The following is a 22,891-nucleotide window of genomic DNA, read 5'->3' as shown; positions in this document are numbered from 1 at the left end:
CCAGCCCGTATGGCGGACGCCGTGCGCGTCCACGCGCCCGAGTGAGGCTAGAGCGCGGAGATCTCGCTGACGATCGCGTCGAGCCGCGACTGGGGGATCTTGCCGGAGGCCATCTTCATGGCCTTCTCGGCCTTCATCCCCTTGGCCATCCCGATCATCGGGTGGGAGGTCAGCCCGGGGGCGTGCTTGTCGAAGATCTCCACGGCCTGGGGGTCCTTGAGCAGGTCCCCGATGGTGGTGGTGCTGATGTCGTACTTGCCCATGACATGCCTTTCATACCGGTCGGTAGGGTTGCTGGCACCAGTGTGCACGGCCCCGGGTGGCCTCCAGGACCTTCGTGGTCCATCCCACACGGATGGTCCAGGACGCGCACGCGGGGGCACGGTGCGCCACCCGAGTCGCGAGACGACACAATGGGTCCAGACCCACCAGCCACGAGGAGCCCCCGGTGAACGATCTGCTGACCAGCTTTGTCGAGTCCCGCACCGTCGACGCCACGCTCGCCACCACGCAGGGCGAGGCCGTGCTGACGATGGTGCACGAGCTGCCCAGCACCCCCGAGCAGACCTGGGCGCTCATCACCGACCCGCAGCTCGCCGCCACGTGGTCCCCGGTCGTCGGCGACCGCCCCCTCGACACCGTGGGCCCGGCCATCTCGCGCGAGAACGCCGACGACGAGCCCGTCGACGCCGAGGTGCTCGTCGCCGAGCCGCCCCGCGAGCTCGTGCACCGCTGGGGCGCCGACGAGCTGCGCTGGAGCGTCGCCGCGCACGAACGAGGCTCGCGGCTCACCCTGCGGCAGGTGCTCGAGGACCCCACCCAGGCCAGCTCGCTCGCCGCGGGGTGGCACCTGTGCCTCGCCGGGCTCGAGGCCCGCGCCGCCGGGCACGACGTCAGCCGCCCCGTGGGCACCGAGGCGGCCCGCCGCTACGGCTGGGACCAGCTGCGCGACGGCTACGACGTGCTGTTCGCCCAGCAGCAGCACTGAGCCGCCGACTGGTCACGTCCCGACCCGTCACCCCCGCCGGCTGGTCAGATCCGGAAGTCCTGCTCGATCTTGGTGAGCCGGAAGCGCGCCAGCGCCAAGTTGGCGCGAGCCCGGTCCAGGACGAGGTAGAGGAACAGCCCCTGCCCCTCGCGGCTCGAGACGGGCCGGATGATGTGGTACTGCCGACCGAGCGTGATCAGGATGTCCTCGATCTCGTCGTCCAGGCCCAGCGCCTCGATGGTGCGGAGCTTGGCCTGCACGACCGAGCTGTTGCCCGCCGCCGCCACGTGCAGGTCCACCGCGGGTGGGTTCCCGGCGGTCGCCAGCGTCATACCGCTGCTCTGGTCCACCAGCGCCGCCCCCAGGGCGCCCTCGATGCCGAGGCAGTCGGCCATGGCCTGGGCGTAGTCGGTCATGGGGGGGCGCCTCCTGCGTAGGCGGACGGGGGGAGCGGGGCGGGGACGGGCCGAGCGAGATCGTTGGCGTCACCCTACGGCCGCTGCTCCCCTCGGGCGAGGTGCAGGTGCCGAGGCGCCACCTCCCTGGCCCAGCCCCTACCCTGGTCGCTCGTGACGATCACGCGGGCGCGCAGCCCCTTCATGCGATGGTTCCTCGACGCCGAGGAGGCCGACCCGGGCGGCTACTACGAGCGGGCCGAGGAGGCCGTCCGCCAGCACGACGTCCAACCCTGGTGGAAGGTCATGTGCCTGACCGGTGTCGACTACTTCTCCACCCTCGGCTACCAGCCCGGCATCGCGGCGCTCGCCGCAGGGGCGCTGGCGCCCGTCGCCACCCTCGTGCTGGTGCTGGTCACCCTCCTCGGCGCCCTCCCGATGTACCGCCGGGTCGCCGTCGAGAGCCCGCACGGCGACGGCTCCCTCTCGATGCTGCAGAAGCTCCTCGCCTACTGGCCGAGCAAGCTGCTGGTGCTGACGCTGCTGGGCTTCATTATGACGGGCTTCATCATCACCATCACCCTCTCCGCCGCCGACGCGAGCGCCCACCTCGTCGAGAACCCCCTGCTCCACACGGCCCTGCACGGCCACGAGGTGCTGCTCACCCTGGGGCTGCTCCTGGCTCTGGGCGCGGTCTTCCTCAAGGGCTTCTCCGAGGCGATCGGCGTCGCCGTCGTGCTCGTGGTCGTCTACCTGGCGCTGAGCGCCGTGGTCGTGGTCGACGGCCTGCGTGCTGTCCTCGCCGACCCCTCGCTGATCACCGGCTGGGGTGCCGCCATGACGGCGACGCACTCGGCGCCGTTCGGGATCATCGCGGCGGCCCTGCTCGTCTTCCCCGCCCTGGCGCTCGGGCTGTCTGGCTTCGAGACGGGCGTGGTGGTCATGCCCCTGATCCAGGGCGAGCCGGGCGACACCCTCGCCAAGCCGCGCGGGCGCATCCGCAACGCCAAGAAGCTCCTGACCACCGCCGCCTGCATCATGAGCGTCGCGCTGCTCGGCTCGTCCTTCGTCACGACGCTGCTGATCCCGCCCGCCGCCTTCCAGCCCGGGGGCGAGGCCAACGGACGCGCCCTCGCCTACCTGGCGCACGAGCGTCTCGGGGACACCTTCGGGACGGTGTATGACGTCACCACGGTCGGCATCCTGTGGTTCGCCGGGGCGTCGGCCCTCGCGGGGCTGCTCAACATCGTGCCCCGCTACCTGCCGCGCTACGGCATGGCCCCGGACTGGGCCCGCTCGACCCGGCCGCTCGTGTGCGTGTTCGTCCTGATCGCCGCCATCGTGACCGTGTTCTTCGAGGCCAAGGTCGACGCGCAGGCCGCGGCCTACGCCACGGGTGTGCTCGCGCTGATGACCTCGGCGGCGGTGGCCGTCTTCTTCACCGAGCTGCGCCGCGGCCACCGGCGGGCCGCCGCCTACTTCGGGGTCGTGAGCGCGATCTTCGTCTACACCTTCGTGGTGACGATGGCCTCGCACGCCGGCGGTCTGGTCATCGCGCTGGTCTTCGTGGCCCTCATCATGATCATCAGCCTGTGGTCGCGGGTCACCCGCAGCCGCGAGCTGCGCGTGGCCGGCGTCGAGATCGACGACGCGGCCGACGTCGTGCTCGCGCGCGCGGCGCTCGGGCGGCAGCCGATCCGCTTCATCGCCAACAAGATGCAGGCCGGCGATCTCGCCGAGTACGACGAGAAGGAACGCATCGTCCGCGAGCGCAACCACATCTCCCCCAAGGACCAGATCGTCTTTCTCGAGGTGCGCATCAACGACGCCAGCGACTTCACCTCGCCGGTGCAGGTCACGGCCGGCCGCGCCGGCGACCACCAGATCCTGCGCTGCTCGGGCACCTCGGTGTCCAACGTCCTCGCTGCCTTCCTGCTCTACGTCCGCGACCTGATGCCGGAGCCGCCGCACGCGTACTTCGAGTGGAGCGAGCGCGACCCGATGGACAACGTGCTGCGCTTCCTGTCCGGCGGCGAGGGCGACATCCCGCCGCTGACGCACGAGATCCTGCGCATCGCCGAGCCCGACCCCGCTCGTCGGCCGCGCGTGCACGTCGGCGGCTGAGGCGCGGGCTCGCTCAGCGCCCGACGGGGGGCTCGTCGAGCCACCACCCGTCGACCAGCCCGGGCTCGCGCCCCGGCTCGATGAACCACTCCTGACCGAAGCCCGCCGTGAAGACCTCGAGCGGCATGGCGAGGAACATCTCGATGTCGGTCGCCTGGCTGCGGTGGCAGGCCAGCGCCGCGCGCTTGGTCTCGACCAGGTCGGACACGTCCACGCGCCAGTGGATCTCGTCCTCGGGGGTGCCGAGGGGGTTGCCGTCGTCCATCGGCGCGTCCGGGTCCCAGTCCATCGGCATGCCCGCGTCCCTGGCCGCCTGGAACTGCCGCCGCATGTGGTCGCGGTTCATCGTCACCTCGAGCAGCCGGGGACGGCGGGCCACCAGCTCGACCGCGCGGTGCGCGACCTGGTGCACGCGCACGTGGTCCGGGTGGCCGTATCCCCCGTGCCAGTCGTAGGCGACGAGCACGTCGGCGTCCTCCTCGTCGAGGATGGCCGCCAGCCTCCCGGCCGCCTCGTCCAGGTCCGCGGAGGCGAACGCGTCGGCGGCGGAGTTCTGCTCCCACCCGCTCATGCCCGAGTCGGCGTAGCCCAGCCAGGCGACCCGCGCCGTGCCCGTGACCTGCGCGGACGCCTCCGCCTCCCGCCGCCGGTAGTCCACGACCGTCTCCCCCGGCGCGAGGTCGGCCGGCACCTCCCCGTGGTCGCCGTTGGTGCCGTAGACCACGACCACACGGTGGCCCTCGCGCGAGGCCCGCGCCATCGACCCGGACGTCTGGGACGCCTCGTCGTCGGGGTGGGCATGCAGGAACACGACGTTCGCCATACGGTCAGTGTGGCAGGACCGGCCCCGACCAGGCGCCCACGACCGCAGGAGGAGCAGGTATGACGACCCCCATCCCCACCCACACGCTCAACGACGGGACCGCGCTGCCCCAGATCGGCTTCGGCACCTACCCGCTCAGGGGCGTGGAGGGCGTGGACGCGATCACCAGCGCCCTGCAGACCGGCTACCGGCTGATCGACAGCGCCGTCAACTACGACAACGAGCGCGAGGTCGGCGAGGCGCTGGTGCGCTCCGAGGTCCCCCGCCCCGAGGTGCTGGTCACCACCAAGGTCCCGGGACGCTTCCACGAGCACCACCTGGCCGTGCAGTCGGTCGAGGACTCGCTGCGTCGGATCGGCACGGACTACCTCGACCTGGTGCTGATCCACTGGCCCAACCCCTCCGTGGGCCAGTATGTCCAGGCCTGGCAGGCGCTGGTCGACGTGCAGGAGCGGGGGCTGGTGCGCTCGATCGGTGTCAGCAACTTCACCGAGGCCCACCTCGAGCGGGTCATCGAGCGCACCGGCATCACGCCGTCGGTCAACCAGATCGAGCTGCACCCGGCGTTCCCGCAGGTGGAGCTGCGGGCGGCCCACGACCGCCTGGGGATCCGCACCGAGGCGTGGAGCCCGCTCGGCCGCGCCCAGGACGACGGCCCCCTGGGGTCGCCCGCGGTCACGGGCCCCGCCGAGGCGCACGGCGTGACCCCGACCCAGGTGATCCTCCGCTGGCACCTGCAGCTCGGGGTGGTCCCGCTGCCCAAGTCGGCCTTGCCGGAGCGGCAGCGCAGCAACCTCGACGTGTTCGGCTTCGAGCTGAGCGAGGACGAGATGGCGGGGATCACGGCGCTGGGCCGGCCCGACGGGCGGCTCTTCGGCGCGGACCCGGACACCCACGAGGAGATGTGACCTACCCCCGGTAGTCCCATCCGCCGGGCTTCGTTCGCCAGGTCGATGCCCCTACCCCCGGCAGGGGCATCGACCGGGCTCCGGACGGGGCCATGGATGCGGACAGGGACGCGGACGGGGACGGGGACGTCATACGCCCACGGGCTCGGCCTCCCTCGTGGGCTGCGCGACGCGACCCGAGCGCGGTCATCATCGCCGGCCCCGGGTGGGTGTTCTTCGGCGCCCTCAAGCAGATGATCGGCCTCTTCCTCGCGGTGTACCTCATCACCAACGTCGCGGGCGGCGCCGGGTTCGCCAACGAGCCGGTCCACCAGTTCCTGTCGGCCTACGGCCAGATGATGCCCGGATGGCTGGCCATGACCCTGTCCGTGGTGCTGGTGGTCCTGTCGCAGATCAAGATCAACGTCACCAACGCCTACTCGGGGTCGCTGGCGTGGACCAACTCGTTCACCCGCGTCACGAAGCACTACCCGGGGCGGCTGGTCTTCGTCGTCGTCAACGTCGCGGTGGCCCTGCTCCTCATGGAGCTCAACATGTTCGACTTCCTCAACGACATCCTCGGCTTCTACTCCAACCTCGGCATCGCCTGGATCGTGACGGTGGCCACGGACATCGTGGTCAACAAGTACCTGCTGAGGCTCTCCCCCATGGCGCCGGAGTTCCGCCGGGGCATGCTCCACGACATCAACCCGGTCGGGTTCGTCTCGGTCCTCGTCGCCGGCGGCCTGTCGATCGCCGCCTTCTTCGGCGGCCTCGGCAACGGCCTGCAGCCCTACTCCCCGATGATCGCCGTCGTCCTGTCGGTGCTCCTGCCGCCCGTGCTCGCCATCGCGACCCGGGGGCGCTTCTACCTGCGGCGCACGGACGACGGGATCCGCGAGGACCCCTTCGACGTCCACGGCAACCCCTCCGCAGCCGAGCTGGACTGCCAGGCCTGCGGCGACGTCTTCGAGCGGCCGACATGGTGGCCTCGGCCACCGGCGACGGGGCGGGACGCGCGAGAGGCGCCGACCCACGACGGGGTCGGCGCCTCTCGGCATACGGCTGAGCCGCGAGATCAGGCCTGCTTGATCGCGGAGACCTCGAGCTCCAGCTGGATCTTGTCGGAGACGAGGACGCCGCCGGTCTCGAGCGCGGCGTTGAAGGAGATGCCGAAGTCGCTGCGGACGATGGTGGTGGAGCCCTCGAAGCCGATGCGCTGGTTGCCGTAGGGGTCGGTCGCGACGCCGTTGAACTCGAAGTCGATGGTGACCGGCTTGGTGACGTCCTTGATGGTGAGGTCGCCGGTGACGCGCAGGGTGTCGGCGTCCGCCGCCTCGACGGAGGTGGAGCGGAAGGTCAGGGTCGGGAACTTCTCGGCCTCGAAGAAGTCGCCGGTCTTGAGGTGGCCGTCGCGGTCGGCGTTGCGGGTGTCGACGCTGGCGACCTGGGCGGTGAGCTCGATCCGGGCGCCCTGCAGGTCGGGGCCGGTGGTGGCGGTGCCCTCGAACTCCGAGAAGGTGCCGCGCACCTTGGTGACCATGGCGTGACGGGCGACGAAACCGAGCTGGCTGTGGACGGGGTCGATGACGTAGGTGCCGTCGAGCTGCTGGAGCGTGGTCATGGGTTCTCCTCGAGAGGTCGTGGTGGTGCTGGCATGTTGTTTAACTTTCAACTACGACGATACGTCGATCATTCCCGATGTCAAGGACGCGGGCGCAAGCCCGCTCAGTCGCCGCGACGCAGGGCCAGCGGCAGCACGAGCCACAGGCCCACGACCACGACACCCAGGCCGGCCCCCGCGACCCACCCGCCCGTCGATCCCGTCACCACCCCCACGATCAGGGCAGCGGCCAGCACCAGGGTGATCCCCAGCGACACGAACCCCGCCCGCGCCAGCCGGTCCGACACCTCGACGACCTGCTGCTTCACCCCTCGGCGGAACAGCACGCGGTGGATGATCACCGGCGTCATCAGCAGGACGATCGACACGAGCGCGGCTACCAGCACGACGAGGTAGAGCCGCTCCTGCCCGTCCCCCAAGGTCGTGAACCGCTGCTGGAACGGCAGGGTGATCAAGAAGCCCGCCAGCACCTGGATCCCCGTCTGGGTCACCCGCAGCTCCTGGAGCAGCTCGTTCCAGTTGCGGTCCATCCGCTCGGCGAACGTCTCGTCGCGTTCCCGGTCCATGCTTCCTCCAGCTCCTCGTCGTCACGCTCGTGGCCGACGGGATGAGACATACCGTGGAGGCATGACCGGCACACCCTGGATCACCACGACGGACGCATCGGGCCTCGCGGTCCACGCCTGGGCGGGCGACGCTCCCCCGGGTTCCCCGCGCCTGCTGATGCTGCACGGCCTGACCGATAGCGGCCCCTCGTGGGAGGACGCGGCGAGGCGGTGGGGCTCGGCATACGTGGTCATCGCCCCAGATGCCCTGGGCCACGGCCAGTCTCGCAGGTTCACCCCGCAGGAGCTGGCCTCCACGGACCTGATGGAGAGCGCGTATGACGCCCTCCGGGCCCTCGTGGGCCGCCTCATGGACCAGGACGCGACCCCGGTGCTGGTCGCCGGCCACTCCATGGGTGGGGGCCTGGCGGCCGCGCTGTCCGCGCGGATGCCCGACGCCGTGCGCGCGGCCGTCCTGGAGGACCCGGTGTGGTTCGCGACGCCGCCAGACCCGTCGAGCCGGGACTCCCGCAGCGCCGCGCGCGAGCGCATCGCCGAGACCATGCGGGCCCGCGAGGACGTGCGGGCGCTCGCCGAGGAGGGGCGCCGCGCCAACCCCACGTGGCCTGAACGCGAGCTCACGCCGTGGGCGCAGGCCAGTGCGGACTGCGACGTGGAGCTCCTGCGGACGGGGCGCGCCGTCCTCGACGAGCCCTGGCGCGCCATCGCCGCCGAGCTGCGGGTGCCGACGCTCGTGGTCACCGGGACCGAGGGCGTGATCATCGACGGGACCGTGCGCGCCGCCATCGAGGAGCTCGGCAACCCCCGCATCGAGGTGGCCGTCGTCGACGGGGCCGAGCACTGCGTGCGCCGCACCCGCACCGAGGCCTTCCACGCCGTGGTCGACCCCTGGCTCGCCGCCCATTGATCACGGCGGCCCGGGGCGCCCCGACGTGGCGAAGGTCACACCACCCGGCGCGGCATACGGCCGCTGCGCGCAGCGCACCTCGGCACCGCTGCAGCGGTCCGCCAACGCTCGTAGAGTGACGGTGGAGATCGCAGTCACCGCGAAGAAGGGGTCACGCATGAGCCACACCGCCCGCCTGGAGCTCGACGGCAAGTCCTACGACCTGCCCGTCGTGGAGGGCACCGAGCACGAGCTCGGCATCGACATCAGCAAGCTACGCTCGGAGACGGGCTTCATCACGCTGGACGACGGCTACGGCAACACCGGCTCGTGCAGGTCCGCCATCACCTACATCGACGGCGAGCAGGGGATCCTGCGCTACCGCGGCATCCCGATCGAGGAGCTCGCGGAGAAGTCCACCTTCATCGAGGCCGCGTGGCTGGTGATCTTCGGCACGCTGCCGACGACGGCCGACCGTGACCGCTTCGCGGGGATGCTCACCGAGCACTCCATGCTCGACGAGAACATGAAGAAGCACTTCGACGGCTACCCCACCAACGCGCACCCCATGGCGATCCTGTCGGCCATGATCAACACCCTCTCGGCCCACGACCCGGAGGTGTGGGAGGCCAACGACGACGCGGGGATCGAGCGCGCCGCTGCGGTCCTCATGTCCAAGGTCCGCACCATCGCGGCCGCCGCCTACAAGTCGAGCGTGGGCGAGCCGATCGTCTACCCCCGCTACGACCTGCGCTACGCCGAGAACTTCCTGCACATGATGTTCTCCAAGCCCTACAAGGACTACGAGCCGACGCCGGCGGTGTCGCGGGCGCTCAACCTCTTCCTGCTGCTGCACGCCGACCACGAGCAGAACTGCTCCACCTCCACGGTGCGCATGGTCGCGTCCTCCGAGGCCAACATGTTCGCCTCCTGCTCGGCCGGCGTCTGCGCCCTGTGGGGCCCGCTGCACGGTGGCGCCAACGTCGCGGTGATCGACATGCTGCAGGAGATCAAGGACCGGGAGATCCCCGTCGCCGAGTACGTCAAGAAGGTCAAGAACAAGGAAGACGGCGTGAAGCTCATGGGCTTCGGGCACCGCGTCTACCGCAACTTCGACCCCCGGTCCAAGATCCTCCGTGCCGCGGCGGACGACATGCTCAAAGAGCTGCAGATCGAGGACCCGCTGCTCGACATCGCGGGCGAGCTCGCCGAGGCAGCGTTGTCGGACGACTACTTCGTGGAGCGCAAGCTCTACCCCAACGTCGACTTCTGCAGCGGGATCATCCTGCGCGCCATGGGCCTGCCGACCAACATGTTCACGGTGATGTTCGCGATCGGTCGCATGCCCGGCTGGATCGCCAACTGGAAGGAGATCCACGACGACCCCAAGGGTCGGATCTACCGTCCGCGCCAGATCTACACCGGCCCCACCGACCAGCACTGGATCCCGCGCGACCAGCGCAGCTGACCCCTCACCCGAGCCACGGCGGCCCCCACCTGATCGAGGTGGGGGCCGTCGCGTTGTGGGGCAAGTCGCGTTCCCGCCGCACCTCGCGCCCACCAAGGGGCAGAGTCGCGTTCCCGCCGCACCTCGCGCCCACCAAGGACCCCACCACGGGACAAAATCGCGTTCCCGCCGCACCTTGGGCACACCAAGGACCCCACCACGGGGCAAAGTCGCGCTCCCGACGCACCTCGCGCACACCAAGGACCCCACCACGGGACAAAATCGCGGTCCCGCCGCACCTCGCCCACACCTGGGCCTCACCCACCGGGCCGTATGACGCCCGCGCCCACCCGCTCGCGGGGTCAGCGCGCGGCGGCGGGGGCGAGGTCGTCGCGGACCGGCTCCAGGGCTCGTGCGGTCAGGTCGTGGACGATCCCGATCGCGAGGACCGCGGCCACGACGCCGAGAGCGTTGCCGATCACGCCGAGGACGAGACACCGCTCGTAGAGGTCGATCGCCCGGTCCAGGTCCCCCGCGCCGACCAGGTCCTCGACGGCGTAGGCGCGCCAGGCGGCATACCGACCGAGAACCACGCTGAGCACGAAGGAGATCCACCACACCCACAGCGGGGAGCGCAGCCGACGACGACCGGGCACCCCGAGGCCCCGGTCGAGCTGGCGCATCGCCAGAGCGGGCAGGACCAGGTTGAGCACGGGGACGAACCACGCCCAGGCGTGCCACCCCGGTCGGAGCCGGCCGCCGGCGCGCTCCAGCCGCGGGCTCGACGCGAGCTGCCCCTGCCAGTCGATCCAGCAGACCCCGGCCGCCAGGAACACGAGGGCGTAGACGACCATGGTGCCGACCGCCCACTGGTCCAGGGAGACGAGCTGACGCTGGTGGGTCGCGTCGTCCGTGGCGGTGTCGTAGAAGGCCTCGACCGTGCTCATCCCCACCTGGAGCAGCAGCGCGTCCAGCAGACCGACCACGCCGACGAGGACGCAGACGGCGGTCCCGAGGCGCCTGAAGCCGCGTCCGAGGCCGGGCCGCACGCTCACCCGACGGCACCTCCCGTGGTCCCCGTGGTCCCCTTGGTCCCCGGCGTCCCCGGGTCGGCCCGCACGTGCGTGTGGGGGCTGGTCCAGGGCGTGTCGGCCGGCCGGGTCGCGCGCTCGGTGAGGTTGCGGACCACCAGGATCGCGAGGATCGCCGACACGGCACCGAGGATCGTGCCCACCAGGTCCATCGTCACGGACGTCGACATCAGCGACACCGCGTCCTCCACCTGACCGGCCTCCAGACGCGTGTCGGCCATGGAGCTCGTCGCCGACGAGACGCGGGTGACGGCGAGGCCGAGCAGCCAGAGCACCCACCACGCCACCAGGGGCGGGCGCCGATCCCGGTCGGAGAAGTGCCCGAGCCCGCGGTCGAGGTCGCTGACGTTCTGGAAGGGGAACCACAGGTTCACGACGGGGATGAACCACGACCCAACGTGCCAGCCCGGCGACCGCCGCACCGCGCGACGGTCGACCCTCGCGCTCGAGGCGAGCCGGTGCTGCCAGACCAGCCAGCAGATGCCGGCGGCGAGCAGGAGCAGCAGACAGGGGACGAGGATCTGGAGGGTGAGGCGGTCCGCGGCGTCGAGGTCGGAGTCGAGCCCTTCGCGACCGGAACCGACCTCGCCGAGGAGTCGCAGCATCCGGATGCCCCCGGCGAGCTGGACGAGCTCGAGGAGTCCCACGAGCCCGATCAGCACGGTCAGCGCCGTGCCGAGCGTCCGGAAGCTCCGGTCGAGGGGCGGTCCCGAGGGTGGTGCGGCGAACCAGCCCTGCGGCTGGTGGGCGGAGCTCTGCTGCCTGGCGCCGGCCTCGTGGCCGGGCGACGTCGGTGTCGACATGAGCACAGTGTCCGCCGTGGACACGCAGGGTGAGGAGGGATCGGGTTTGTCCCCCTCTTTCACCACCCATTCGGGTGTATGGCGACCCCTGAACGAGACCCCCGCTACCGGGAGGCCTGGGGCCCCCTCTAGTCGAGGAGCCCGCGGATGTCGTCGGCCGTGACCGCGCCGGACATCGCGTCGCCGTCGTCGACGACCTGGGCGAACAGCTCGCGCTTGCGCTGCTGCAGCGCCACGACCTTGTCCTCGATGGTGTCCTCGGACACGAGGCGATAGACGTTGACGTGCTTGTCCTGCCCGATCCGGTGCGTGCGGTCGATGGCCTGGGCCTCGGCGGCGGGGTTCCACCAGGGGTCGAGGACGTAGACGTAGTCGGCCTCGGTGAGGGTGAGCCCGAAGCCGCCCGCCTTGAGCGAGATGAGGAAGGCGGGCTGGGTGCCCGTGCGGAACTCCTCGATCCGCTCGGCGCGGTTGCGGGTGCGCCCGTCGAGGTAGCTGTGGGCGATGCCCTCCCGCTCGAGGCGCTCGCGCACGAGCCGCAGGTAGCCGGTGAACTGGCTGAACACCAGGGCGCGGTGGCCCTCTGCGGCGAGCTCGTGCAGGTGCTCGACGAGCAGGTCGATCTTGGCGCTCTCGCCGACCCCGGCGTGGGCGTCGTCGACCAGGGCGGGGTGCAGCGCCAGCTGACGCATGGCCGTCAGCGCGCGCAGGATCGCGATGCGGTGCTTGCTGAAGTCCTCGTCGAGCAGCCCGAGCAGTCGCTGCCGCTCGCGCTGCAGGTGCCGGTCGTAGATGGTGCGGTGCCGCGGGTGCAGCGGCACCGTGACCACCTGCTCCTGCTTGGGCGGCAGCTCCCGCGCGACCTGCTCCTTGGTGCGGCGCATCATGAGCGGCCGGATGCGGCGACGCAGCGTGGCCAGCAGCTCGGCGCCCTCACCGGCCTCGATCGGCTTGACGTAGGTGTCTCGGAAGTCGACCGGCCGGGGGTAGAGCCCGGGCGCGGCCACGGACAGCAGCGACCACAGGTCCATGAGGGAGTTCTCGAGCGGGGTGCCGGTGATGGCGAGCTTCATGCCCGCGTCGAGGCGGCGCACGACCTGGTAGGTCTTGGCCTGGTGGTTCTTGACGAACTGCGCCTCGTCCAGGACGAGCCCGCCCCAGCGCCGGGACAGATAGGCGTCCTCGTCGAGCCGGACCAACGCGTATGACGTGACGACGACGTCCGCGTCCCCCATCACCGTCTCGAGGGTGGCGCCGCTCTTGCGCAGGGTGCTCGTCACCGTGGTCACGCGCAGGCCGGGGGTGAACCTCGCGGCCTCGGACGCCCAGGTGCCCACGACGCTGGTCGGGGCCACGATGAGCAGCGGGTCCGCGAGGTCGCCCTGCTCCTTGGCCCGCAACGCCATCGCGAGGGTCTGCAGGGTCTTGCCGAGGCCCATGTCGTCAGCGAGGATCCCCCCGAGCCGGGCCTCCCAGAGCAGCGAGAGCCACTGGTAGCCGTCGAGCTGGTAGGGGCGCAGCGTCGCCTGCAGGCCCTCGGGCACGGGGCGGTCGCCGGAGGCGAGGCCGAGCAGCGCGTCGACGGTCTGCTGCCAGCGGCTGCTCTGGCGCTCGACGACGCCGAGCTCCACGAGCTCGTCCCAGAGCCCGGCGTGCAGGGCGTTGACCCGCAGCGGCCCGTCGGGCCCGTCCTGCAGGTCGGCCGCCTCGCGCAGGATCGCCGCGAGCGCAATCAGGCGCTCGTCGTCCAGCCGCAGCCAGGTGCCCGACGGCAGGACCAGGACCTCCTGGCCGGTGGCGAGGGCCACGATGAGCTCACGCAGCGGCACGTCCTGCTCGTCGACGGTCACCGACACGTCCAGGTCGAACCAGTCGGTGCTCCTCACGCCCTGACCGCCCGCTGACGTCGAGGTGCGGCCCGTGCGGCTCGATCCCGGTGCGTCGGACCCGACGCCGCGGCCCGCCTCGTTGTCGTCGCCGCCCACCTCGTCCAGGCCCAGCGACACGACCGGCGCCGACCTCGCCTCGACGTACTCCGGCAGCACCGAGCTCTGCTCGACCACGACGTCCGGGTCGTCCCGCAGCGCCGGCAGGGCGTCGGCCAGGGCGATGGTCAGCGCGGGCGGCAGCACCACGCGATGCGCCTGGGTCCAGTCGGTCCCGGGCGGCAGGCCGCCCGCCAGCACGGGCCGCAGCACGGCGTCGAGCCGCCCGACCACGAGGGCCTCGGCCTCGGGGTCACGCAGCCGCTCGGCCGCGTGGGCGGCCGGGTCGCGCGGCGACCATCGCTGCGCGTGCCGGGCCCGCCGCGAGGCCCCGCCGGAGGACATCGGCAGCTCGCGCGCGACGGGGTGGATGTCGACGTGCTGCCCGGCGACGTCGTAGCGCCAGCCCAGCGCGACCTCGGTGAGGTGGCCGGGGTGAGGCGTCACCTCGACGAGCAGCCGAGGGTGGGCGGAGGCGTCGGTCTCCAGCTCGGGGTCGAGCACGACGTGCACCCGGCGCCGCAGCGCGGGGAGCTGCTCGATGACGAAGCTCGGCCAGTCCTCCATCGGGACCCGGAGCGCGCTCTCGCGCAGCAGGGACTCCTCGACGCGTGTCAGCGGAGGGTCGAGCCCCACGATGACCAGGCCCTCGTCGGTGGTGGCGTGCAGCCCGACGGCGGGCAGGCCGATCGGATCCGTGTCGAGACCCTCGAGCACGTCGGGCAGCGCGAGACGCGCCCGCATGACGACCTCGGGCCCCCGCTCGCTCTCCTCGCGCCCGAGGTGCAGCTCGAACCGCCCGGACTCCTCGGCGACCTGCACCGGGCGGCCGGACGCGTCGATCAGGGCGACCCCGGACGCCTCGACGTCCCGCAGCAGCCGCACGGCGGCGGGGCCCACCTCGCCGAGCGTGACGCGCTCGACGGCGGCATAGGCCGACCCCGTGCGTCGCGCCCGCACCGCGCGGGTGATCTCCTGCAGAGCCTGCTCCTGCAGCGGGTCGATGTCGGCCTTGACGGTGCCGTAGAGCGCGCCGGGGTCCAGGCCGGTCCAGCTGATGCCGGTGCGGATCCACCCGCGCGCCCCCTCGACCAGCGGCGTGAGGACGATGCTCGTCCCCCACTCGGCGTGCCCCCGCGACGGCTGCGCCACCGACAGCTGCAGGGCCACGCGATCGGGGACGTCGTCGGCCGCCACCGCGCCGAGGGCCTCGCGCCAGTGGGCACGGTGGGCGGGCGGCATACCCCGCCACCAGTGACCACCGGAGTCGTCGAGGGCGCCGGACTCGGCGCGCTCCTCGGCGTCGCGCACCTGGGCCTGCAGGATCAGGGCGACCACGTGCTTGCAGTCGGCACCGACAGGGCAGGTGCACGACGAGGTCCAGGTCGAGTGCCCGGGCCGGCCGGGGTGGTCGCGCAGCTCCGCCCAGGCGGCGTACGGCTTGGCCCGCGAGCCCTCGACGGTGCCGTGGAGGCGACGTCGGTCGCCGGACGGCACGATGTCGAGCACCCTGTCTCGTTGGGCATAGCCCTGACCCCGCTGGACCGATCCCGACCCGCACAGGCGAGCCAGCACCACCGCGTCCAGATCGGTCAGGCGCGTCGCCTGCACCAGCTGCACCACGTTGCCCTCCTTAACCACCCCGACGGCCCCACCCTAGCCACCGGGACCGACAGACCCCCCCGGCCGCGCACGGCAACCCCCGGCTCGAGGCGCGAGGCAGCAGCTCAGGAGGCGCCGGCCAGGTGCGCGTCGACGTCCATCGAGGCGGGCCCCGGGCCGGGCTCGCGCACGAGGCTCGCCGCCACGTCCACCGCCAGCACCGGGTCCGGGGGCAGCGCCACCGCCCCCAGCTCGCGCGCCACCTCGGGGGTGGCGCCGCCGCCACCGATGGCCGTGCGGTACTGCCCGCACAGCCGACGCATGCTCGCCGACCGGGAGGTGAACACCGAGGGGCGAGAGCCTGCGAGCACCAGCAGGTCCGCCGCCGACTGCTGGCAGGTCACGGCGATCGCGGCCGTGGGGGTGTCGGCGCCGAGCAGCAGCACCCGCCAGCCCTCCCGCTGCAGGAGCAGCGCGAAGCAGCTGAGCACCAGGTCGTGCCGCTCCCCCGGCGGGCAGGCGAGCACCGCCGTGTGCCGCGAGCCGGGCGGCACCTCCTGCGCCAGCGCCGACAGCCAGCGAGCCAGGACACCGCTGGCCAGGTGCTCGTGGGCCACGCTCAGGCGGCCGCTCTCCCACTGGTCGCCGATCTCGCGCAGCAGCGGCATGAGGACCAGCTGGATGACGTGCTCGACCGAGCCCGCGGCAAAGGCGTCGCCGATCGCGCTCCCCAGGGCGACGGGGTCGAGGGCGGCGACAGCCGTCAGGACGGCGTCGACGTGGGCGGAGGCATCGGTGAGGACGGCCTGGCCCCGTTGCGGGCCGCGGCGCGCCACGTCGCCGAGCGCGATGGGGGGAGGGAGGCGGTCGGGCACCGGGTCACCCTACGTCGCCGGTCGTGACGGCGGTGCGGGATGCGCCCGGACGGATGACGGGCGGTCCGTCATACCTGCCTGATCCCCACGATGATCGCCTCGACCACCCGGTGCGACAGGGCGTCCACGGCCTCCGGCGGCAGCTCCCGCAGCGGCCCCTGCACGACCAGCATCGCGAACCCGTGCACCGCGGACCAGGCCGGCACCTCGGCGTGCGGGCGACGCTCGGGGGGGAGGGTCCCGTCCGCGACCATGCGGTCCAGGGCGTCGGACAACAGCTGGTATGGCGTCCGACCGCCCTCTCCGGAGGCATCCGGATCCTCGGTGCGGGCCAGGTCCACGGGCTCGAGGTAGGCCGCCTGGAACAGGCCCGGCTCGGCCCGCGCGAAGTCGATGTAGCCGAGCCCCACCGCGCGCAGCAGGTCCCAGCCGGTGGGCTCGTGCAGGGCGGTGATGCGGCGCTCCATGGCCCGCGCCGACTGCCCCTGCCCGTGCCCGGCGACGGTGATCATGAGCGCGTGGCGGTCGGCGAAGTGCCGGTAGGCGGCGTTGACGGACACCCCGGCCCGCCGCGTGATGTCGCGAAGCGTGACGGCGTGAGGGCCTTCCGTGCGGGCTACGTCGATCGCCTCGCGGAGCAGGGTCGCCTTGAGGTCCCCGTGGTGATAGCTGGCCCGGCGAGGGGTTGTGGGCATCGCACCTCCATGTATACGCTGCTCACATCCTACATGTGGACGACGTTCACATCACGAGAGGACAGACACGCCATGACTGCACGCACCACCCCCCAGAGCCCCGGCACCCCCACCTGGCTCGACCTGTGGGTCGAGGACGTCCCCGCGACCGCCGCCTTCTTCCGGGACCTGCTCGGCTACGGCATCCCCGACGGCTCGCCGGAGTTCGGCGGCTACACCGTCGTCCACCGCGACGACCGCTATGTCTTCGGCATCGGCCCCGCCATGCCCGGGTCGGCGCACGACGTGGCCACGCTCTACCTCGCCACCGACGACCTCCGGGCGACCCTCGCCAGGGCGGAGTCGCTCGGCGCCCGGCGCGTCGCCGGTCCCACCGAGATCCCCGAGCACGGCCACATGGCGGTGGTCACCGACCCGGGCGGCGTCACCGTGGCGTTCTGGCAGGCGACGGGAGTGGTCGGCTACGCCGCGGTCGACGAGCCCGGCTTCCCCTGCTGGCAGGACTGCCTCACCGGCGACGTCGAGCGGTCCGCCGCGTTCTACCGCGACCTGTTCGGCTTCACCACTGAGCCCATGGGCGACGGCGTGCTGCTCGCCAGGCTCGGCGACGACGGCCACTTCACCATCGGCGCCTGCATCGAGACCGACGACCCGCACTGGGTTTCCTACCTGCTCGTCGAGGACCTCGACGCCATGACGGAGCGGGCGCAGTCGCTCGGCGCCTCCGTGACGATGGGCCCGATGGACCTCCCCTTCGGGCGGTTCGTGCACCTGACCACGCCGGGAGGCGCGCCGTTCGGCCTCTTCCAGGGCGCCGACGCGATGCCCGCGCAGGCCTGACGTGCACGACGCGCGAGGAAGGCTCGTCGATCACCCTGCACCACACGCAGATCCCGGCCGAGATGTCCCTGGGTGACATCGGGCCGGGGTGGGAGTTCTACCTCGACCACCTCGTCTGCGCCATCGAGGGGCGCGAGGCACCACCGTTCGAGGACTACGTGCAGGACCTCGCCGAGCCCTACGCCTCCCTCGCCTGACCCCCACGATCCATGGCCGCCTGCCCCCACGCGTGGTGAGGGCAGGCGGCGCGGCATACGGCTGATCAGCCGGCCGCCGAGGTGAGGTCGTAGACCGTGGTGCCTCCCACCGTGGTCGCCGTCCAGTGCGCCTTGACCCACGCGGTGATCTGCGAGGCGGACGAGCTGCTGTCGCCGGCACCGGGACCGCCCGAGCGGCCGCCGTCGACGAAGTAGTGGATCTGCCCGTCGGCGACGTACTGCTGGAACTCCGCGAGCGTCGGGCTGGCGTCCGTGCCGCTCCACCCGCCGATCGCCATGACGGCGGTGTCGGTGCTGAGGATGTAGCCCGCAGCGGTCTGGTCGCCGACGACGGCGGCCGACCAGGTGGTGCCGGCGCTCCGCAGGAGCGTGGTCACGTCGCCGGTGGAGGACGAGGTCGCGGACGAGGTCGAGCGCTGACCCGCCTGGCCCGCCTGGCCCGCCTGACTCGCCTGGCCCGTGGGTGCCTGTCCGACCGCACCGCCCGTGCCACCGGGAGCACCGCCCGTGCCACTGGGTGCACCGCCCGTCGGACCCGACGCGCCGGCGACCGCCGGTCCGCTCGACGGCGTCGAGCCCGTGTGACCCTGCGCGACGGTCGCGACCGTCCACGCGGTGGTGCCGGCGAGGCCACCGAGCGAGCCGACCAGCAGCGCCACGGCCGCGGCCCGCCGGAACCTCTGCTCACCGCCCAGCGCCACGAAGCCCATGACTCCGAGGGCGGTCACCGCCAGGGCGACCCAGCGCAGCGCCGGCAGCCACGCGTCGGCGTGGACGTGCAGGAGATAGACGCTCCACACCCCGGCCAGCGCGACGGCGCCACCGAGCACGACCCGCCACGCCAGCGAGGAGCGTCGGTCCCAGGCGAGGCGACCACCGATGGCGATCACGGCGGCGACGGCCGGGGCGAGCGCGACGGAGTAGTAGGGGTGGACCGTGCCCTCCATGAAGGACAGGATCAGCGCCGACACGACCAGCCAGCCGCCCCAGAGGATCAGCGAGGCCCGGGCCGTCGACGTGCGGGCCGCGCGACCCGCCGCCACGAGACCCGCGACGAGCAGGACCAGCGCGGTGGGCAGCAGCCAGGAGATCTCCGCGCCGAAGGCCGAGCCGAACATCCGGGTGATGCCTGTGGCGCCGCCGAACATCCCGCCACCACCACCGCCGCCACCGCCGTTGCCCTCGCCGCCGAGGATCCGACCCAGGCCGTTGTAGCCGAGCGCGAGCTCCCACAGCGTGTCGTTGGTCGAGCCGCCGATGTACGGGCGCGACGACGCCGGCCACAGCGAGACGAGCGCGACGAACCAGCCGGCGCCCGCCACCATTGCGAGGCCCGCGGCCAGCAGGTGCACCACCCGGGTCCGGAGCGGGAACCGCGCGGCCACCAGGTAGGCCAGCGCGAACGCCGGCACGACCAGCAGGCCCTGCAGCATCTTGGTGAGGAAGGCGAGGCCGATCGCCGCGCCGCACGCCACCATCCACCGCAGCGCCGCCCTGCCGCGGGTCGTCTCGATCGCGCGGACCACGAAGTACGCGGCGGCCGTCATCAGCAGGACGAGCAGCGCGTCGGGGTTGTTGAAGCGGAACATCAGCGCAGCCACCGGGGTCAGCGCGACGAGCAGCCCCGCGACCAGGCCGGCGACGTGCCCGGACACACGCCGCACGGAGGCAGCGGTCAGCGCCACGGTCCCGACGCCGGCGAGCGCCTGCGGCAGCAGCATCGCGACGCTGGAGAAGCCGAAGATCCGGCAGCTCAGCACCATCAGCCACAGCGCCACCGGCGGCTTGTCCACGGTGATGGAGTTGGCGGAGTCGAGCGAGCCGAACACCCAGGCCGTGAGGTCCTGCGTGCCGGACTTCACCGCGGCGGCGTAGAACTCGTTGGCGTAGCCGCTGCTCGACAGGTTCCACAGGTAGAGGGCGGCGGTCAGCGCGAGCAGCCCCCACAGCGCCGGCCGCGCCCACCGGGGAGCGGCCTCGGCCGACCGCGGGGAACCGGCGGTGACGGTGTCGCCAGCGGGGGAGGTCGGGTCAGTGGACGAGCCCTGCGGTATGCCGTCCGGCGCCCAGGCGGTCGCCCCGGTCGCCGTCTCGGCGCCGGGTGCGGCCACCGACGCCGCGCGCGGCCAACGTCGCCGTCGTAGCAGTGATGGGGTCGTGGTCATGTGCGGTCCTTGGCGTGGGGGCGGTGGGCGGCCCGTCATACGGCCTGCCCTCGGTCACCACCGACTGTGCGGGGCGGGACTATCCCGACCCGGTGAGCTCCCTGTGAGCCGGCCATGACCGGGTGGACGCTCCGGAGGCTCAGCCCCAGACGGCGCCGCGCAGGACCAGCACCCCCACGATCGCGATGATCCAGGCGACCGTCTCGCCGCTCTGGCGCTCCATCCACGCCGATATTCGTTGCAGCGCTGGCTCGATGCGCGTCCCGAGCCCGAGGCGCAGGGCGAGCAGCACGAGCGCGGGCGCGATCATCAGGAGGCAGTAGCCGACCAGCACGACGCCGCGGCCCGCCATCGACAGAGGGGCCGTGCTGAGCATCCCGATCGCGGCGAGGTAGGGCAGCATCGACGCCGCCTCCACGGTCGCCGCGGCGAGCGCGAGCCCCACCAGCGCACCCGTGCCCCCGCCGGACGCGTCGACGCCCATCGCGCGGGCGCGCCACCGGCTGACGCGCGCACCTCCGCCGCGCTCCCGCTCGCTCCTCGACCGGCGGTTGCCGGGGAGGAGGATGCCGATGGCGATCAGGCCCACCCCGACCACCGTGCGCACCAGGCGTCCGGTCTCCGTGTCGAGCCAGCTCGACAGGTCGTCGAGGACGGTCACCGCGCCGGCGCTGAGCAGCAGCCCCAGCACCCAGTAGGACGTGGCGATCGTCCCCAAGAAGACCAGCACCCGGGTGGCGCGGATCCGCCCCGGCGCAAGCATCAACCACAGCGGGATCATCAGCGTGCCGAAGCTCGTCGCGTCGATCAGGGCGAGCAGGACCAGCGGTCCGAGGAGTGCGAGCGTCATGGCTCGACCCTGCGCCCCGCCGGGTGCGGCGCGCGTCGGCCGGTTGGCCGATCCTGGCGGGCGGGGACTACATCCTTCGGCGTATGCCGCAAGGGCCGCTGCGTGCTGCAATGGCACGGTGAGCCAGACCGTCGACCTGCCACCATGCCACGTGGACGTAGACGTGGACGTGGACGTGCGCGGGCCGCTGCTCATGGCGGCGGTGGGGCTGCTCCTCCTGCAGATCGACCTCGTCGACATCTGGCGCGACAGCCTGCCGGGGCCGGTCAACCGGTGGTGGCACGCGGTGCCGCTGATCGTGCTCTGCGTGCTGATGGCGTGGCGGCGACGTCGGCCGATGACCTGCCTGGCGCTGGGCCTCGCGGTCTTCCTCGGCGAGGCGATGCTCGGGGGCAGCATCGGCTCGCTGCTCGTGATCATCGAGCTCGTGTATGCCGCCGGGCTGCACGGGCGTCGCCCGGTCGTGGACTACCTGGAGTGGGTGGTGGCGGGTGCCGTCCTGCTGGCCGGCGCGGGCACCCTCGCCGCGACGCGGGACGTGCGGTCGGCGGTGGCCGCGGGGCTGACGGTGTTCGCCGTGTTCGGGACGTCGTACTGGTGGGGCGCGTCGAGCCGCAAGCAGCTCGAGCTGACGGAGGCCGAGCGCCGGCGCGCCGCCGACCAGGCCCGGCTGGCCGAGCTGCGCGAGGCCGACGCACGCCGCTCGGAGCGCGAGCAGATGGCGCGGGACCTGCACGACGCCCTTTCCGGCAGCCTGTCCGCCATCGCGATCCACGCCGAGGCCGGCCTGCAGAGCGAGGCGGCGCGGGTCGAGGCCCTGCGTGTCGTGCGGGCCACCTCGCGCGAGGCGATGGGTGAGCTCCAGACGATGCTGAGCGTGCTGCGCCCCGACGCCTCGGCGACCTCGTCGCCCCAGCTGCACAACCTCGACGGGGTGGTCGCGCAGGCGCGCGCCCGGGGCCTGACCGTCCGTCTCGACGTCAGCCCCGACCCCCTGCCCGGGCTACCCGCCGCCGTGGGCCAGGCCGCCCATCGCGTCCTTCAGGAGGCGCTGCACAACGTGGGCCGCCACTCGGCCTCGCGGTCCGCCGTCGTCCGGATCCGGGCGCGCGACGATCTCGAGCTGGAGGTGGTGTCGGTGGGGGCCTCCCCGGTGTCCCCGGAGGGGTCGGGGCTCGGTCTGCACACGATGCGCGAACGGGTCGCCGCGATGGGCGGGCGCCTGCACGCCGGCCCGGACCAGGGCGTCGACCCCGAGATGTGGCGGGTCCGCGCCGTCATACCGCTGCCCTCCGCAGGAGAAGCCCCATGATCACCGTGCTGCTCGCCGACGACCATGCGACCGTGCGATCCGGGCTGCGGCTGCTGCTGTCCGCGCACCGCGACCTCGAGGTGGTCGGCGAGGCGGGCGACGGCGCAGTGGCGGTCGCGCAGGCCCGGGCGCTGCGACCCGACGTCACCTTGATGGACGTCCGGATGCCCGGCGTCGACGGGCTGACCGCGACGGAGCAGATCGTCGCGGGCGGGTGGTCCCGGGTGCTGGTGCTGACAAGCTTCGAGGTGGACGAGTACGTCGAGGGGGCGCTGCGGGCCGGCGCCGACGGCTACCTGCTCAAGACGGTCGGCGCGGGACCGCTGGCCGACGCCGTCCGCCGCGTCGCGGCCGGGGAGGCGGTGCTGGCGCCCGAGGTGACGCGTCAGGTGATCGCCGGCTTCGCCGCGGCGGGGGGACCACACGCACGCAGGCCCATCCCGCAGGCCGCTGCGGGCGCCGACCCCGGCGCCCGCCTCCACGACCTCACCGAACGCGAGCGCGAGGTGCTCGCCGTGATCGCCCGGGGCCTCTCCAACGCGCAGATCGCGGACGCCCTCACCATCAGCGAGGCCACCGCCAAGACGCACGTCTCCCGTGTCCTGGCCAAGCTGGGCTGCACCTCGCGCGTGCAGGCCGCGATCCTCGCCCGCGAGGCCGGTGTCTGACCCCCGCCGCGCACAGCCACCACCACCTCCGCCCACTCACCCCTGCA

General features: G+C 72.5%; 22 protein-coding genes and 1 pseudogene. 10 read left to right on the top strand and 13 right to left on the bottom strand.

The annotated features are described in order from the left end of the window. Positions 1-47: 47 nt before the first annotated feature. Positions 48-263, bottom strand: a complete 216-nt coding sequence (locus tag GGG17_RS01245) for a hypothetical protein (protein WP_019286717.1) — start codon at positions 261-263, stop codon at positions 48-50. A gap of 185 nt (positions 264-448) precedes the next feature. On the opposite strand from GGG17_RS01245, the gene GGG17_RS01240 reads away from it, so the two are divergent. After that, entirely contained in the window at positions 449-988 is a 540-nt protein-coding gene (locus GGG17_RS01240; RefSeq protein WP_195849074.1) for an SRPBCC domain-containing protein, read from the top strand. 44 nt (positions 989-1,032) lie between these two features. Here GGG17_RS01240 and GGG17_RS01235 read toward each other — a convergent pair whose 3' ends face one another. Next, a complete protein-coding gene (locus tag GGG17_RS01235) occupies positions 1,033-1,404 on the bottom strand; it encodes a roadblock/LC7 domain-containing protein (protein WP_154591989.1) in 372 nt (123 codons plus the stop codon). A 153-nt stretch (positions 1,405-1,557) separates the two neighbouring features. Between GGG17_RS01235 and GGG17_RS01230 the strand changes: the two genes are divergently transcribed. Next, positions 1,558-3,507 carry an amino acid transporter gene (locus tag GGG17_RS01230; protein WP_311966337.1) on the top strand — a complete coding sequence of 650 codons (1,950 nt, stop codon included), beginning with the start codon at positions 1,558-1,560 and terminating at the stop codon, positions 3,505-3,507. A 13-nt stretch (positions 3,508-3,520) separates the two neighbouring features. Here GGG17_RS01230 and GGG17_RS01225 read toward each other — a convergent pair whose 3' ends face one another. After that, positions 3,521-4,330, bottom strand: a complete 810-nt coding sequence (locus GGG17_RS01225; protein WP_154591988.1) for a PIG-L deacetylase family protein — start codon at positions 4,328-4,330, stop codon at positions 3,521-3,523. Between the two features lie 59 nt (positions 4,331-4,389). On the opposite strand from GGG17_RS01225, the gene GGG17_RS01220 reads away from it, so the two are divergent. Beyond that, on the top strand, positions 4,390-5,238 hold the full coding sequence (locus GGG17_RS01220) for an aldo/keto reductase (RefSeq protein ID WP_154591987.1): 849 nt from the start codon (positions 4,390-4,392) through the stop codon (positions 5,236-5,238). Positions 5,239-5,378: 140 nt separating this feature from the next. Next, positions 5,379-6,197, top strand: a pseudogene (locus GGG17_RS01215) (purine-cytosine permease family protein); the annotation flags it as partial. 98 nt (positions 6,198-6,295) lie between these two features. On the opposite strand, the gene GGG17_RS01210 reads toward GGG17_RS01215, so the two are convergent. Both GGG17_RS01210 and GGG17_RS01205 read right to left on the bottom strand, forming a co-directional pair. Continuing rightward, positions 6,296-6,841: a YceI family protein gene (locus GGG17_RS01210; protein WP_154591986.1), complete on the bottom strand. Its 546-nt coding sequence runs from the start codon at positions 6,839-6,841 to the stop codon at positions 6,296-6,298. A 104-nt stretch (positions 6,842-6,945) separates the two neighbouring features. Next, the gene (locus GGG17_RS01205; protein ID WP_154591985.1) at positions 6,946-7,407 is read right to left on the bottom strand and encodes a DUF6328 family protein; all 462 of its coding nucleotides are present in this window, start codon (positions 7,405-7,407) and stop codon (positions 6,946-6,948) included. Positions 7,408-7,468: 61 nt separating this feature from the next. Here GGG17_RS01205 and GGG17_RS01200 point away from each other — a divergent pair, with 61 nt between their 5' ends. After that, a complete protein-coding gene (locus tag GGG17_RS01200; protein ID WP_195849073.1) occupies positions 7,469-8,314 on the top strand; it encodes an alpha/beta fold hydrolase in 846 nt (281 codons plus the stop codon). On the opposite strand, the gene GGG17_RS01195 is transcribed toward GGG17_RS01200, so the two are convergent. Next, positions 8,315-8,473 (bottom strand): hypothetical protein, encoded by a 159-nt coding sequence (locus GGG17_RS01195; RefSeq protein WP_154591983.1) that lies wholly within the window; start codon positions 8,471-8,473, stop codon positions 8,315-8,317. It lies immediately after the preceding gene. Here GGG17_RS01195 and GGG17_RS01190 point away from each other — a divergent pair. Further along, positions 8,472-9,761, top strand: coding sequence for a citrate synthase (locus tag GGG17_RS01190; RefSeq protein WP_154591982.1), 1,290 nt, complete (start codon positions 8,472-8,474; stop codon positions 9,759-9,761). The genes GGG17_RS01195 and GGG17_RS01190 overlap by 2 nt on opposite strands. 341 nt (positions 9,762-10,102) lie before the next feature. Here the strand turns inward: GGG17_RS01190 and GGG17_RS01185 are convergent, their stop codons facing one another. The 5 genes from GGG17_RS01185 to GGG17_RS01165 form a co-directional block, all read right to left on the bottom strand. After that, positions 10,103-10,795, bottom strand: coding sequence for a DUF4328 domain-containing protein (locus GGG17_RS01185; protein WP_154591981.1), 693 nt, complete (start codon positions 10,793-10,795; stop codon positions 10,103-10,105). Next, complete coding sequence (locus tag GGG17_RS01180) at positions 10,792-11,634, bottom strand: DUF4328 domain-containing protein (RefSeq protein WP_154591980.1); 843 nt, start codon at positions 11,632-11,634, stop codon at positions 10,792-10,794. The genes GGG17_RS01185 and GGG17_RS01180 overlap by 4 nt, the downstream gene beginning before the upstream one ends. A 128-nt stretch (positions 11,635-11,762) precedes the next feature. After that, positions 11,763-15,242: a DEAD/DEAH box helicase gene (locus GGG17_RS01175; RefSeq protein WP_311966336.1), complete on the bottom strand. Its 3,480-nt coding sequence runs from the start codon at positions 15,240-15,242 to the stop codon at positions 11,763-11,765. Positions 15,243-15,346: 104 nt separating this feature from the next. After that, positions 15,347-16,096 (bottom strand): cobalamin B12-binding domain-containing protein, encoded by a 750-nt coding sequence (locus GGG17_RS01170; protein ID WP_154591979.1) that lies wholly within the window; start codon positions 16,094-16,096, stop codon positions 15,347-15,349. 68 nt (positions 16,097-16,164) lie between these two features. Further along, positions 16,165-16,791: a TetR/AcrR family transcriptional regulator gene (locus tag GGG17_RS01165; protein WP_154591978.1), complete on the bottom strand. Its 627-nt coding sequence runs from the start codon at positions 16,789-16,791 to the stop codon at positions 16,165-16,167. Between the two features lie 72 nt (positions 16,792-16,863). On the opposite strand from GGG17_RS01165, the gene GGG17_RS01160 reads away from it, so the two are divergent. Both GGG17_RS01160 and GGG17_RS16775 read left to right on the top strand, forming a co-directional pair. Further along, complete coding sequence (locus GGG17_RS01160; protein ID WP_195849072.1) at positions 16,864-17,631, top strand: VOC family protein; 768 nt, start codon at positions 16,864-16,866, stop codon at positions 17,629-17,631. 62 nt (positions 17,632-17,693) lie between these two features. Further along, on the top strand, positions 17,694-17,828 hold the full coding sequence (locus GGG17_RS16775) for an SRPBCC family protein (RefSeq protein ID WP_283809723.1): 135 nt from the start codon (positions 17,694-17,696) through the stop codon (positions 17,826-17,828). 65 nt (positions 17,829-17,893) lie between these two features. Here the strand turns inward: GGG17_RS16775 and GGG17_RS16770 are convergent, their stop codons facing one another. Next, positions 17,894-20,014 carry a glycosyltransferase family 39 protein gene (locus GGG17_RS16770; RefSeq protein ID WP_154591976.1) on the bottom strand — a complete coding sequence of 707 codons (2,121 nt, stop codon included), beginning with the start codon at positions 20,012-20,014 and terminating at the stop codon, positions 17,894-17,896. A gap of 139 nt (positions 20,015-20,153) precedes the next feature. After that, positions 20,154-20,864 (bottom strand): GAP family protein, encoded by a 711-nt coding sequence (locus tag GGG17_RS01145; protein WP_154591975.1) that lies wholly within the window; start codon positions 20,862-20,864, stop codon positions 20,154-20,156. A gap of 118 nt (positions 20,865-20,982) precedes the next feature. Here GGG17_RS01145 and GGG17_RS17025 point away from each other — a divergent pair, with 118 nt between their 5' ends. Further along, positions 20,983-22,176, top strand: coding sequence for a sensor histidine kinase (locus GGG17_RS17025; protein ID WP_154591974.1), 1,194 nt, complete (start codon positions 20,983-20,985; stop codon positions 22,174-22,176). Next, the gene (locus GGG17_RS01135) at positions 22,173-22,844 is read left to right on the top strand and encodes a response regulator (protein WP_154591973.1); all 672 of its coding nucleotides are present in this window, start codon (positions 22,173-22,175) and stop codon (positions 22,842-22,844) included. The genes GGG17_RS17025 and GGG17_RS01135 overlap by 4 nt, the downstream gene beginning before the upstream one ends. Positions 22,845-22,891 lie beyond the last annotated feature (47 nt).

The organism is Arsenicicoccus cauae, assembly GCF_009707125.1.
In the GTDB taxonomy this organism is placed as follows: Bacteria; Actinomycetota; Actinomycetes; order Actinomycetales; family Dermatophilaceae; genus Arsenicicoccus; species Arsenicicoccus cauae.
This window is presented reverse-complemented; position numbering and strand designations above follow the sequence as displayed.

Bases quoted from the DNA above. Each gene is read 5' to 3' on its own strand.
- GGG17_RS01245 (WP_019286717.1), bottom strand. From the start codon at position 263: ATGGGCAAGTACGACATCAGCACCACCACCATCGGGGACCTGCTCAAG.
- GGG17_RS01235 (WP_154591989.1), bottom strand. From the start codon at position 1,404: ATGACCGACTACGCCCAGGCCATGGCCGACTGCCTCGGCATCGAGGGC.
- GGG17_RS01225 (WP_154591988.1), bottom strand. From the start codon at position 4,330: ATGGCGAACGTCGTGTTCCTGCATGCCCACCCCGACGACGAGGCGTCC.
- GGG17_RS01220 (WP_154591987.1), top strand. From the start codon at position 4,390: ATGACGACCCCCATCCCCACCCACACGCTCAACGACGGGACCGCGCTG.
- GGG17_RS01210 (WP_154591986.1), bottom strand. From the start codon at position 6,841: ATGACCACGCTCCAGCAGCTCGACGGCACCTACGTCATCGACCCCGTC.
- GGG17_RS01205 (WP_154591985.1), bottom strand. From the start codon at position 7,407: ATGGACCGGGAACGCGACGAGACGTTCGCCGAGCGGATGGACCGCAAC.
- GGG17_RS01200 (WP_195849073.1), top strand. From the start codon at position 7,469: ATGACCGGCACACCCTGGATCACCACGACGGACGCATCGGGCCTCGCG.
- GGG17_RS01190 (WP_154591982.1), top strand. From the start codon at position 8,472: ATGAGCCACACCGCCCGCCTGGAGCTCGACGGCAAGTCCTACGACCTG.
- GGG17_RS01195 (WP_154591983.1), bottom strand. From the start codon at position 8,473: ATGCGTGACCCCTTCTTCGCGGTGACTGCGATCTCCACCGTCACTCTA.
- GGG17_RS01180 (WP_154591980.1), bottom strand. From the start codon at position 11,634: ATGTCGACACCGACGTCGCCCGGCCACGAGGCCGGCGCCAGGCAGCAG.
- GGG17_RS01165 (WP_154591978.1), bottom strand. From the start codon at position 16,791: ATGCCCACAACCCCTCGCCGGGCCAGCTATCACCACGGGGACCTCAAG.
- GGG17_RS01160 (WP_195849072.1), top strand. From the start codon at position 16,864: ATGACTGCACGCACCACCCCCCAGAGCCCCGGCACCCCCACCTGGCTC.
- GGG17_RS16775 (WP_283809723.1), top strand. From the start codon at position 17,694: ATGTCCCTGGGTGACATCGGGCCGGGGTGGGAGTTCTACCTCGACCAC.
- GGG17_RS16770 (WP_154591976.1), bottom strand. From the start codon at position 20,014: ATGACCACGACCCCATCACTGCTACGACGGCGACGTTGGCCGCGCGCG.
- GGG17_RS01145 (WP_154591975.1), bottom strand. From the start codon at position 20,864: ATGACGCTCGCACTCCTCGGACCGCTGGTCCTGCTCGCCCTGATCGAC.
- GGG17_RS01135 (WP_154591973.1), top strand. From the start codon at position 22,173: ATGATCACCGTGCTGCTCGCCGACGACCATGCGACCGTGCGATCCGGG.